General features: G+C 67.6%; 12 protein-coding genes. 4 read left to right on the top strand and 8 right to left on the bottom strand.

The window, feature by feature from the left end; translation table 11 throughout:
* Positions 1–108 precede the first annotated feature (108 nt).
* From RBB46_RS12995 to RBB46_RS13005, 3 genes are all read left to right on the top strand, one after another.
* Entirely contained in the window at positions 109–1,404 is a 1,296-nt protein-coding gene (locus RBB46_RS12995; protein ID WP_306029414.1) for an ABC transporter substrate-binding protein, read from the top strand.
* A 137-nt stretch (positions 1,405–1,541) separates the two neighbouring features.
* A complete protein-coding gene (locus tag RBB46_RS13000; protein WP_306029415.1) occupies positions 1,542–2,456 on the top strand; it encodes a carbohydrate ABC transporter permease in 915 nt (304 codons plus the stop codon).
* On the top strand, positions 2,453–3,325 hold the full coding sequence (locus RBB46_RS13005; protein ID WP_306029416.1) for a carbohydrate ABC transporter permease: 873 nt from the start codon (positions 2,453–2,455) through the stop codon (positions 3,323–3,325). Before RBB46_RS13000 ends, RBB46_RS13005 begins: the two co-directional genes overlap by 4 nt.
* Positions 3,326–3,392: 67 nt before the next feature.
* Here RBB46_RS13005 and RBB46_RS13010 read toward each other — a convergent pair whose 3' ends face one another.
* From RBB46_RS13010 to RBB46_RS13020, 3 genes are all read right to left on the bottom strand, one after another.
* A complete protein-coding gene (locus RBB46_RS13010) occupies positions 3,393–5,411 on the bottom strand; it encodes a VWA domain-containing protein (RefSeq protein ID WP_306029417.1) in 2,019 nt (672 codons plus the stop codon).
* A gap of 287 nt (positions 5,412–5,698) precedes the next feature.
* A complete protein-coding gene (locus tag RBB46_RS13015) occupies positions 5,699–6,388 on the bottom strand; it encodes an MOSC domain-containing protein (protein ID WP_306029418.1) in 690 nt (229 codons plus the stop codon).
* 48 nt (positions 6,389–6,436) lie between these two features.
* Positions 6,437–7,015, bottom strand: coding sequence for a MarR family winged helix-turn-helix transcriptional regulator (locus RBB46_RS13020; protein ID WP_306029419.1), 579 nt, complete (start codon positions 7,013–7,015; stop codon positions 6,437–6,439).
* A gap of 125 nt (positions 7,016–7,140) precedes the next feature.
* Here RBB46_RS13020 and RBB46_RS13025 point away from each other — a divergent pair, with 125 nt between their 5' ends.
* Positions 7,141–7,929, top strand: a complete 789-nt coding sequence (locus tag RBB46_RS13025) for a hypothetical protein (RefSeq protein WP_306029420.1) — start codon at positions 7,141–7,143, stop codon at positions 7,927–7,929.
* Between the two features lie 112 nt (positions 7,930–8,041).
* Here RBB46_RS13025 and RBB46_RS13030 read toward each other — a convergent pair whose 3' ends face one another.
* The 5 genes from RBB46_RS13030 to RBB46_RS13050 are packed head-to-tail and all read right to left on the bottom strand — an operon-like array spanning position 8,042 to position 11,991.
* Complete coding sequence (locus tag RBB46_RS13030; protein WP_306029421.1) at positions 8,042–9,316, bottom strand: ABC transporter substrate-binding protein; 1,275 nt, start codon at positions 9,314–9,316, stop codon at positions 8,042–8,044.
* Positions 9,317–9,349: 33 nt separating this feature from the next.
* Positions 9,350–9,778, bottom strand: a complete 429-nt coding sequence (locus RBB46_RS13035; protein WP_306029422.1) for a hypothetical protein — start codon at positions 9,776–9,778, stop codon at positions 9,350–9,352.
* A complete protein-coding gene (locus tag RBB46_RS13040) occupies positions 9,775–10,845 on the bottom strand; it encodes an aldo/keto reductase (protein ID WP_306029423.1) in 1,071 nt (356 codons plus the stop codon). Before RBB46_RS13040 ends, RBB46_RS13035 begins: the two co-directional genes overlap by 4 nt.
* Before the next feature lie 4 nt (positions 10,846–10,849).
* Complete coding sequence (locus RBB46_RS13045) at positions 10,850–11,233, bottom strand: TIGR04076 family protein (RefSeq protein WP_306029424.1); 384 nt, start codon at positions 11,231–11,233, stop codon at positions 10,850–10,852.
* Positions 11,230–11,991 carry a GntR family transcriptional regulator gene (locus RBB46_RS13050; protein WP_306029425.1) on the bottom strand — a complete coding sequence of 254 codons (762 nt, stop codon included), beginning with the start codon at positions 11,989–11,991 and terminating at the stop codon, positions 11,230–11,232. The genes RBB46_RS13045 and RBB46_RS13050 overlap by 4 nt, the downstream gene beginning before the upstream one ends.
* Positions 11,992–12,047: the final 56 nt, after the last annotated feature.

A 12,047-nucleotide genomic window follows, 5' to 3' on the forward strand; every position in this document is an offset into this window, starting at 1 on the left:
GCCAGGAATATCGGGCCGGCGACGGCCCGAACCGCAAAGCACCCGCCAGACGGGATGCGAAGCCGGCCGCCGAAAGAGCGGTCAGGCGCAACATGAGGGAAGTCAGACATGTTGAAGACAGCACTGATGAAGGCGGTCGCGACAGCGGCCCTGTCAACGGGACTGACGCTTGGCACATGGGCCTCGGCCCAGGCGGTCGACCTGCAGTTCTATTTCCCGGTCGCGGTCGGCGGCACGGCGGCGGAGACCATCCAGTCCCTGACCGACGAATATGCCGCCGCCAATCCGGACGTGAAGATCGACGCCGTCTATTCCGGTTCCTACCAGGACACGATCACCAAGGTGATCACCGCCTCGCGCGGCGGCACCCCGCCGCAGCTCTCCGTGGCGCTGTCGGCCGACATGTTCACCCTGATCGACGAGGACCTGATCGTCCCCTTCGACGATTTCATCAAGACCGACGAGGACAAGGCCTGGCTCGCCGGCTTCTACCCGGCCTTCATGGAAAACAGCCAGACCGGCGGCAAGACCTACGGCATTCCCTTCCAGCGCTCGACCCCGGTCATGTACTGGAACAAGGAAGCCTTCAAGGAAGCGGGCCTTGACCCGAACACCCCGCCCGCGACATGGGAAGAGCTGGTCGAGTTCGGCAAGAAGCTGACGAAGAAGGACGCCAACGGCAACGTCACCCAGTGGGGCGTGCGCATTCCCTCCTCCGGCTTCCCCTACTGGCTGTTCCAGGGCCTGAGCACGCAGAACGACGTGATCCTGGCCAACAGTGACGGCAACAAGACCAATTTCGACGATCCGAAAGTGGTCGAAGCGCTGCAGTATCTGGTCGACCTGTCGACCAAGCACGGCGTCATGGAGCCGGGCATCGTCGAGTGGGGCGCGACGCCGAAGGCCTTCTTCGAGCGCCAGGCCGCGATCATGTGGACCACCACCGGCAACCTGACCAACGTGCGCAAGAACGCACCGTTCGAGTTCGGCGTCGCCATGCTGCCGGCCAACAAGCGCCGCGGCGCCCCCACGGGCGGCGGCAACTTCTACCTGTTCAAGGGTGCGTCCGAGGAACAGCTCGCCGCCGCGGCCGAGTTCGTCAAGTGGATCTCCGCCCCCGAACAGGCCGCCAAGTGGACGATCGCAACCGGCTATGTCGCGCCGCGCCCGGACGCCTGGGAGACGGACACGATGAAGGCCTATGCGGCCGACTTCCCGCCAGCCATCGTTGCCCGCGACCAGCTGGAGCATGCCGTTGCCGAACTGGCGACCTATCAGAACCAGCGCATCACCGGCATCTTCAACGATGCGCTCGCCGCCGCGATCACCGGCCAGAAGGACGCCGCGACCGCGCTGAAGGAAGCACAGACACAGGCCGACGCGATCCTCGCCGAGTATCGCTGACGCCGCCTGACATCCGCCGCCGGCCGCGCCGGCGGCGGCAGGACAAGAAGGAAAGCGGCGAGACACGCCGCTTTCCACCCGTTTCAGGCATTCCGGCCTCCCGGATTTCCCGACCCGACGATAATGGGCGAACAACGATGACAGCAACCGACACGACGGCCCGCGCGCCGCTCTCCATTCGCGGCCGCGAATGGATCCATGCCTGGCTGCTGCTGCTGCCGGCGCTCGTCTTCCTGTTCGCCTTCACCCACATCCCGGCGATCGCGACGTTCTGGCACAGCTTTTTCTCGACCCCGCGCGGCCGCCGCCCGGCCCGTTTTCTCGGCCTCGACAACTACGAGCGGATGATCGCCGACCCGGTCTTCTGGAAGGTGATGGGCAACAATCTCTGGTTCGCGCTCGGCACCATCCCGGTTTCCATCGCGCTTGCCATCGTCATGGCGCTGTGGGTCAACGACCGGCTGGCGGGGCGCGGCTTCGTGCGCATGGCCTATTTCACCCCGACCGTGCTGCCCCTGATCGCGGTCGCCAATATCTGGCTGTTCTTCTACACGCCCGGGTTCGGCCTGATCGACCAGGTGACGGGGTCGCTGTTCGGCTGGCCGCACACCAACTGGCTCGGCGATCCGGCCACCGCGCTCAACGCGGTGATCGTCGTCACCGTGTGGAAGGAGGCCGGCTTCTTCATGATCTTCTATCTTGCCGCCCTGCAGGCGATCCCGCCCTCGCTGGTCGAGGCAGCGAAGATCGAGGGCGCCGGCAAGTGGACGATCTTCCGCCGCATCACCTTTCCGTTGATGATGCCGACGACGCTGTTCGTCTCCATCAACGCGGTGATCAACTCGTTCCGCCTCGTCGACCACATCTTCATCCTGACCGACGGCGGCCCGGACAACGCCTCCTCGCTGCTGCTGTTCTACATCTACGAGACCGCCTTCGAATACTGGGAGACCGGCTACGGCGCGACGCTGACGGTGGCACTGCTCGTCATCCTGTGTGCGCTCGCCATCGGCCAGTTCTTCCTCTTCGACCGCAAGGTGCACTACAAATGACCGCCAGCCACACCGACACCACCCCGCAGGCTGTCGCCGCCAGCGCCCCGCGCCGCAAGGCCTTCGACCTCGACACGGCGCTCAACACGTTCGCCGCCTGGGTGCTGGCGCTGCTCTGGATCCTGCCGCTCGCCTTCGCCATCTGGACAGCGATCCACCCGTCCGCCTACGAGGCGCGGTTCGAGCTCTTCGCCCCGCTCACTTTCGAGAATTTCGAAAAGGCATGGGCGGCGGCTCCCTTCGCGCGCTATTTCCTCAACACCTTCATGCTGGTGTCGCTGATCCTCGCCGGGCAGTTCCTGCTGTGCACGCTCGCCGCCTTCGCCTTCGCCCGTTTCACCTTCCCGGGCCGCTCGGTGCTGTTCACCCTGGTCTTGCTGCAATTGCTGGTGATGCCCGACATCCTCATCGTCGAGAACTACAAGACGATGCGCCTGCTCGACCTGGTCGACACGATCCCGGCCATCGCCCTGCCCTATATCGCCTCCGGCTTCGGCATCTTCCTGCTGCGCCAGACCTTCCTGACCGTGCCACGCGAACTCGACGAGGCCGCCCGCATCGAGGGCGCCAGCGTGCTCGGCATTCTCTGGCGGGTCTATATCCCGCTGGCCAAGCCGACCTATCTCGCCTACGGGCTGGTCTCCGTCAGCCACCACTGGAACAACTTCCTGTGGCCGCTGATCGTCACCAATTCCGAGGAGACGCGTCCCGTGACCGTCGGCCTCAGCGTCTTCTCGGCGATCGATTCAGGCATTGAATGGTCGGTGATCAACGCCGCGACGCTGATGACGACGGCTCCACTGCTGATCGCCTTCCTGCTGTTCCAGCGCCAGTTCGTGCAGAGCTTCATGCGCGCGGGCATCAAGTAGGGTCACCCGCCCGGAAACAAAACAGGGCGCCGAAGCGCCCCGTTTCCTGTTTTGCGCGATGGACGCGCTACTTCACCGTCACCGGAACCCGCGCGACGACGCGCGCCTCTCCCGCGGCGATGACGAAGCGCAGTTCGTAAGCGCCCGGCTCGGACGGCGCCATGACGGAAATCCGCCCATCGGCGATATTGTCCGTCGTGTTCCAGGCACCGCCGACATAGGCGGCGTCCCCCTCGCCCGGCCGGGCGAAACCGACCCAGTTGGACGTGCTGGCAGGCCCTTGCGCGACGACCGAGAGCTCGGTTCCGGCCGCAACCTCGGACGGTGCCTCGAGCCGGATCTCCGGCTCGGTAACGGTCACCGGCACGGAGGCCAGCACCTTCGTCCCGTCCGAGGCGGAGAGCACGTAGCGCAGCTCGTAGTCGCCCGCGCTCGCCGGAACCGCCAGCCGCACGCTGGGACCATCCGGCGTCACCCATCCCAGATATTCCGACGGCGGCGCGCCAACCGGCGCGAAGCCGATCCAGTCGGACGCACCACCCGGGCCGGTCCAGGCAACATCGACATGCCCGCCGGCAACCGGCTCGCCGGTCATGGCAAGGGTGGCCGGAGCCTCCACCACCTTGAAGGGCTTGCGGATCATGACGGTGTTGTCGTTGCCCGCCACATAGACCGCCTCGTAGCTGCCCGGTTCGCCCGGCGCCTGCATGGAAACCGTCGCTCCGTCGCGGGTATAGGCATAGCGGTTGCCGTGCCCGTCGGCGGTGCCGCCCGGCGCAACGAAGGCAAGGAAGTCGCCCTCGCCGTCCGGCCCGCGCCAGCTGACATCGGTCATCGAGCCGGCGGGAAGCTCCGCCGCCATATCGATGGCAAGGTCCGCCGGGCCCACCTCGATGTCCGCCCTCGCGATGGTCCGGTCTCCCCCCTTTGCCCAGACATAGGCAACGGCGTAGCTGCCCGGCTCGGAAGGCAGGCGCATGGCCAGCGGACTGCCCTCGCGCGTGTAGTCCCAAAGGTCCGTTTCCAGCCGTTCGCCGTCCGGCGTCACGATGCGCAGGAAGTCGCCCTCCTCCATTGGGCCGGTGAAGGCGACCGACAGGACCGAGGAAGCGGACCCGCCACTGGCGGCCGGCGTGACGCTCGCCTCGGGAACGTCGCTGGCCAGCTTGACCACCACCGAAGCCCCCTCGCCGCCGATGCTCACCTCGACGCCGCCGGCGCGCTCGCCGGACGTTGCGGTGACGACATAGTCGCCCGGCTCCAGGTCCATCTTCGCGCCGTTGCCGCCAAGGGTGGCCACCAGCCGCTCGTCACCGGCATCGACCACGCTCCAGTCGACGGTGCCGGTGACCGCATTGCCGGTCTCCGCTTCCACCGCGGTGAAGGTGACCGGGAAGCCCGGCGGCACATCGGTGGTCTCAACGGTCGAAGCCTTCAGCGCCGCGGCCAGTTCCCCGGCATCGCGCGCATTGTGGTATTGCCCACCGGTCGCCGAGGCGATGCAGGCGATCTTCGCCTGGTCGGCACGCGAGGCGATGTCGAAGCCGATGACATGAGCGGTGAAATCGATGCCGCCCGCTGCAAGTTCCCGGGCCAGCGCGCAAGGGTCGCCGCCGCAGGTCTCGATGCCGTCCGACACCAGCACCAGCCGCGCCGGACGGTCATTGGCATTGAGCGTTGCGGCCGCCTGGCGCAGCGCCTCGGTGATCGGTGTCTTGCCGCGCGGCTTCATGGCAGCGACGGCACGCGCAAGCGCGCCGCGATCGAGCGGTGTGACCGGTTGCACCAGTTGCACGTCGCCGCAGTCGCCCGTGCGTCGGTGACCATAGGCCATCAAACCGGTCGGCGTACCGGCCGGCAGGCTTTCGGCAAGCGTTTCCAGCGCCTCGCGGGCGATCTCGACCTTGGCCCGACCCTCGATCTGACCCCACATGGAATTGGACATGTCGACGACGATGAGCGTGTCCGGCTGACTGTCCTGCGCCCGGCTTGCGGAGAAGGGGAGAGTTGCGGCGAGAAGGGCGGCGAGCGCAAGGTGCGGCAAGCCGCGCCCTGGCGGCGAGGGAAAGCGTCGTGATTTCTGCAAGCTGAAACCTCCACAAGTCCAAAGGCATGAAGAATGAAGGACGGCAGGTGCCAACGCGCCCTGCCAGACAGCCCACACTTTAGCGGCCATTCGCCGCCCGGGTGTGACGCCCGTCACACGGCGGCGGCTCGCCCGTCCGTCAACTTCCTGCAATCCATCCACTTTTCGCCCCGAAACGTCCGCAGCTGCGGTGTTGCCCCGGCCGCCCATGCACGACTTCCGGATCGTGCCGCGACGCCTCGACGGGGCGGCGCGCCTCTCGCGGGCGCTGCGGCCGAAGCGGGCGATCAGGCGCCGGAAAGACGCGCGCTCGTATCCTCGGCGAAAGCGGGGTCGGTCTTCTTCAGGAAGCTCTTCCGCCAGCTTTCGGACAACTCCGGCAAGGCGGCGATGGCGGCGGCCACGGCCGGATCGAGGCGCGGATCGAAACGCGCGGCGATGACACGGGACAGCGGCCAGTCGGGATGCCGCCGCCCGGCCAGCACGACCGGGTCGCCGGCCGCCACCTCGCCCGGCTCGATCACCCGGTAGTACCAGCCGGTCCGTCCGCTCTTCTGCAGGCGGGCCGCCATTTCGCCGATGCCGGTATGGGCGGACAGTTTCCAGCACGGCTGGCGACCCTGGCAGACCTCGACAAGCGCGCGCCCCAGCCGAAGCCGGTCGCCAAGGCAAAGGTCCGCCTCGGTGAGGCCCGTGGTCGAGACATTCTCGCCGAACCCGCCGGCGACGAAGATCGCCGCCTGCTCGGGCCAGGCTTCCGCCCAGGCGGCATAATGGTCGGCCGGATAGTGGTGCAGCGCCTTTTCCGGGCCGCCATGGACGGTCCGGTCCGCCTGCTCGTCGCCGACAAGTCCTTCCGCGCCGAGGAAGAGGGAGCACGAGACCGGCTCCTTGCCGATCGCCGAAGGCGGCCTGCCCTCCCAGCGATCCCGGGCGCGGCCGGTATGGAGCGAAGCAATCCGCGTCAGCATGGTCATCGATGGCAGTCCTTCACGGGAGGGGAGTATCAGCGGCAGGAGGGATCGTCAGGCAGCGTGTTCGTGGCAGATCTGGTCGGCCTCGTGCGGCGCCAGCGGCAGGTCGAGCAGGCGGCAATGGCCGTCCTCGCCAGGTTCGCCCGGACGATGGTGGCGGCAGGTTCGGCAGAGCCCGAAACCGCGCCCGCCCCGGGCCGCGACAAGTGCCGCCACCAGTTCGGACAGCCCGTCGGCCAGCGCCGCCACGCGCGCTTCCGGCAGGACCGCAAGGGCCTCGCCCAGCACCCGCTGGCGCGACAGCGCCGCCTGCCCCGCATGGGTCGCCCGATAGGAGATGCTGCGCTTGTCGCCATCCGAGGCCGCTTCCTCGACCAGCCCCTTGCGGGCCAGCGCCTTCAGCGTCTGCGAGACCGTGCCGCGGGTTGCCGCCAGATAGTCGGCCACCTGCGAGGGCGCGCGCGAGAAACGGTTGGCGCGGGACAGATAGGACAGCGCCGTCCATTGCGTCGGATTGAGATCATCGGCCCAGTCGCCGGCCGCCTGCAGGCGGGCAAGGCGTTCGAGCAGGGCTTCGGCACGCTGGCGCGGATCGGTGCCGGCCGTCGGAGGGGAAGAGGAGCGGTTCATGGTCGCAATCATAGCGAGTCGATATCTCTCTTGCAATAGTATCGACTCGCTATTAATTTGCGCTTCCGACGCCGCAAGGCGCGGCCGGTGCATCCAGCATCCGGCCCTTGATCGAGGAGAGCAAAATGCCCGTGATGCAAGAGACGACACGAAAGGGCCTGGCCCTCGCGCTGACCCTGTTGGCAGGCACCGCCGCCGCCCCGGCAGCGCTTGCCGATGCCGGCCACGGACCGACCGCCGCCGCAATGGACGACGCGGTGACATCGCCGCGCAAGGAGGCGGTCAGCGCCGAGTTCGACATTCTCGCCGCCCATGTCCATCGCGACGGACGGCTCGTCACCTTCCACATGACGCTGGCGACCGATGCGGGAACCAGGCCGCCCGACCCGGCCGGGCAGCTTGCCGGCGCACCGGTGCTGTCCTATGTCTGGCCGACCTCGCTCGATCCGGCGACGGTCGGTTTCGAGGGCGGCTCCGGTATCCTCGCGCTGGCGGCCACCAGCCATCCGGACTTCGACGACACGCCGCTCTACGACGAGGACGGCGACGGCGATCTCGCCAATGACGGCGCCCGCTGGCACAGCCACTGGGTGGTGCTGGCGCCGAACGAGGCCTGCGGCGCGGGCGCGCTTGCCGTGCGCGACATTCCCGACGGCGCTACGCCGGCGCTTCCGGCCACCTGGCCGGGCCTGCCGCTCTACATCGACAGTCCCGGCTATTCGCCGCGCTTCGAGGGACCCGAAATCCGCCTGACCGTGCCCTTCCGCGACGCGGAGATCCTCGCCGGCACGTCCTATGACGGCGTGACGGCGGCGCTCCGGGTCCATGCCGACCTGCACGCGCCGCTGCTCTGCGTCACCGATGTCTTCGACGTCGCCTCGGGCGATCTCAGCCTGCCCGGCAAGGTGAAGTAACCTCGCCCCTGAAGAAAAACGCCCGCGCCGGAGGTCCGGCGCGGGCGTCAAGGTTCGATGGGAGGCAGTCTTTTCGTGCACAGCGACCGACCGGCCGCTCCGTGACCCCGGGTTATTTCGAGGCGAGCTCTTCCTTTACGGCCATCACGTCGGCCGCCGACATCTGCCCGACGGTCGTCACTTCCCCGGACGCGATCTTCCACAGGCGGAAGGGACCGGTGATGTCGCCATACTGGTCGAAGCCGACCGGCCCGATGACGCCCTCGTACTTGATCGCCTTGCCATCCTTGATCAGGGAAAGCGCCCTGGCGAACTCCTCCTTGCCGGCATAGATCGGCTCGCCGCCCGCGGCGACGACCTGCGGAATGGCCGCGCGAATGGCGGCGGACTCCGTCGAGCCGGCCTGGGCGATGGCGAGGCCGACAATGGCGCCGGCATCGTAGGACCGGTCCGCCGCCGGCGCGCTCGGCTCGATGCCGCCGGAGAAGTCCTTGTAGTTGGCGTAGAAATATTCCGTCGAGCGGGTCGGCGTCGTGCCCGAGGAGGTGCCGTAGGCGTTCTCCAGGAACTTGGCGCCGACGCTCTCGATGAAGTCGGTCGAGTTCATGCCGTCATTGAGCAGGAAGGTCTGCGGCCCGCCCTGCGAGATCCAGGCGCGGGCGATCGTCGCGCCGTCGACCGGATAGCTGACCAGATAGAGGCCCTGCGGCTCGCCGGACATCGCCGCCGACGCCTCTGCCGCGTAGCTCGACTGCTTCTCGTTGTAGGGTGTGGTCGAGGTGATCGTGCCGCCGAGCTTTTCGTAGGCGGCCGAGAACTCCTTCGCCATGTTGACGCCGAAGTCGTTGTTGACGTGGATCAGCGCCAGCTTCGTCAGCCCCTGGTCGATGGCGTATTTCGCCGCCGCCGTGCCCTGCAGCGCGTCGGAGGTGATGGTGCGGAAGAAGTTGCCGCCGGTCTTGCCGTCGCGCGCCAGCGCGGTCAGCGTCGGCGAGGAGGAAGCGGGCGACACCTGCACGACGCCGGCCGTTGCCGTCACCGAGGTCAGCACCGGGATCGACACCGACGAGATGATGCCGCCGATGATCACCGGCACCTTCTTGATGTTGACCAGTTGGGTCGCCTGGTCGACGGCGACATTGCCCTGGCTCTGGCTGTCGCGCGTGTCGGTGACGAGCTTGCAGCCGTCATGCACGCCGCCGGCCTCGTTGATGTCGCGGAACGCCATCTCCACCGACTTGGCGCCGGCCTGTCCGTACTGGCCGGCCGGGCCCGTCAGCTCGAGCACCAGGCCGACGGTGATCTCGCAGGCCGAGGCGGAAGCGGAGGCGCCGGCAAGGGCGAACGCGCCCGCGGCAAGGGCCGTAGTCCATTTCATCTTGTGCATTGCAGTTCCCCTTCTCGTCATTGCGCCGCCGGATCACATGCCCGGTCGGTCGTTGATCCAGGTTTCCTGGACAAAGCGCCACGCCACCCCGTGGGGGGCATCCGCATCCTTGAGGAACAGCGCGGCCGCACGGCGCGACGTCGCCCGCCCCTCGTGCCGCTGGTGTTCCGCGTAACTCATCAGCACCGCGTCCTCGCGCTCCCACAGGGGAGCGAACGTGTCGACAGAGATGGAAAAACCCGAGGGAAACCGGCCCCGCGCGCCGCGCAGCATGGCGCCCAGCCCGGCAAGGTCCTGTACCGCGCCGGCCGGATCGATGCGCGCGAAGCCGGCGTCGAACGCGGAGATGGCCTCACGATAGTCGACCTCGCCAAGACAGCCGGCAAACCAGCGCTCGAAGAAGACGTGCCGTTCGACGATCTCGCGCTCGGCTGCCATGGCAAGATGACCGGCGCCGCTCATGCCGCGCTCTTGTCGTTGAGATTGTATTTCATGATCCGCCCGTGGCGCCCATGGCGGTCGCGCTCCAGCGTGTAGACATCGCCGTCGAGCTCCCGCCGCGAGGCCAGCACCGAGGAGATGCCGGCAATGTCGTCACGCGTCAGGCGCAGCGCCAGAATGCCGAGATTGGAAGCAAGATGGCTGCGATTGCGCGCACCGACGATCACCGCGCCGACCTGCGGTCGGTCGAGCACATAGCGGCTGGCGACGCTGGCGATGTCCGTACCGTGGCGGTCGGCGACGAGTTTCAACGTCGCCAGCAGCGCCTGGAACAGATCCCATCCGCCGAAATCGTCGATGATCAGCTTGTATTTGACGAGCGAGCGGTTCTCCAGCGTTTCGCCGGGATCGGGCCGGCCGAGCCATTTCTCGCTCAGGAAGCCGCCCGCGACCGTGCCGTAGCACAGGAAGGACAGCCCGTGCCGCGCGGCAAGTCCGGCCATGCGCTTCTCCGCCCGCGCGTCGAGCACCGAGTATTGCACCTGCGCGGAGACGACCGGCACGCCGGCCGCCAGCATCGCCCCCAGATGATCGCTGTCGAAATTGGTGACCCCGATATTGCGGATCTTTCCGGCCTGGCGCAGTTCGGCCAGCCACAACGCCACCTCCAGCCAGCCCGGCGCGTTGTAGTCCCACCAGTGGAACTGGACGAGATCGAGCGTATCGCAGCGTAGCCGCGCCCGCGACCGGTCGATCAGTGCCTCCACATGTGCCTTGTCGATGCCGATCAGCTTGTCCAGATCCGGCACCATCTTGGTGTGCACGCGAATGCGTGACAGGGCCTCGGCGCCGCGCGCATTGCGATAGGCATCGCGAAACGCACCGATCAGTTCCTCGACACCGGTATAGATGTCGGCGCAGTCGAAGGTGGTGATGCCGGCATCGGCGAAGGCGATCATGTCCTCGACCGCGGTCGTCCTGTCGACCGCGCCGTGGCCGCCGGCAAGCTGCCAGCCACCGCGAATGACGCGCGACACCGCGGCGCCCTCGCCAAGCGTCCAGGTTTCCGGTTCGGTCTGGTTGGTCACGGGATCACTCGTCGGACTGAGGGGAAGAAGGGATGCATTGCAGCGGCACCGCCGTCGTCTGGGCATGGGAAAAACGCCGGAGGCCAAGCCGGGTGATGCGCATCCGGGTCGGACAATTGGGATCGGGACAGGCGACGTCGGCATCGCTCGTCATCCAGTCGTTCGCATGCGTCGGGCGCTGCTTGGCGGCAAGCAGCGGCAGCACGGCCGCGAGCGAGTAGATCGAGAAACCCTGGCCCGGCGGCAGGTGCAGCATCTCGCCGCGCAGCTCGAAATGATCGCCGGGCCTTGCCCCGCAATAGATCGTCGCGCCCTCCGGCGCGACCACCTCGACCTTGAGGTCGTAGAGCTCGAACGTGTCGTCGCCCGGTGTGACGGTCGCGCTCATTGCCCGGCCTCGTCGCCAAGATGCCTGCGCAGAATGTCGAAGGCCCGCCCGATATCGGCCTTCAATGCCGATTGGGCGGCGACCGTGTCGCGCCGCGCCACCGCCTCGACGATCTCCCGGTGGAAATGGGTGGCCGAGCCGTCCGCCGCCTCGTCGAACAGCCGGGCGGAGGCGCGCAGGTAGGGTCCGGACTGCAGCCACAGGCTCTCGATGATCGGGATCAGCACCTGCGATCCGGCGGCGCGGTAGAGGGTGAAGTGGAAGGCGTGGTTGAGATCGGCCGCCTCGCCCGACATCTCCCGCCCCTTCCTCGCCAACACCGCGTCGCAGGCATCGGTGAGACGCGCCAGTTCGCCGACAAGCGCATCGTCGACATTGGGAATGGCAAGCCCGATCACTTCGCTCTCGATGATGGCCCGGGCTCTGGCGAGATCCTCCAGCCGGTCGCGCGAGATCAGCGGCACGCGGATCGAGCGGTTCGGCATCGCCTCCAGCGCCTGCTCCGAGATCAGCCTGGCCAGCGCTTCGCGTACGGGCATGGTGCTGGTGCCGAGCCGGTTGGAGACATCGACGATGCGCAGCACCTCGCCGGGATCGAACAGCCCCTGGATCAACGAACGGCGCAGTTCACCGTAGACGCTGTCCTGCACGGTCTGCCGGCCGACCGGATTGAGCGGCGCGAGCACGCCGTCGGCGGAAGCGGACACCTGTTCCGACGGCTGCATGCGACGCGTTCCGGTCGCGACCCTGGCGATCATGGCAAGTCTTCCCTCTCCCTCGCGCCCATCCGGCGCGGACCCGACCCGGGCACGCG

Source organism: Stappia sp. MMSF_3263 (genome assembly GCF_030733745.1).
Taxonomy (GTDB): Bacteria; Pseudomonadota; Alphaproteobacteria; order Rhizobiales; family Stappiaceae; genus Stappia.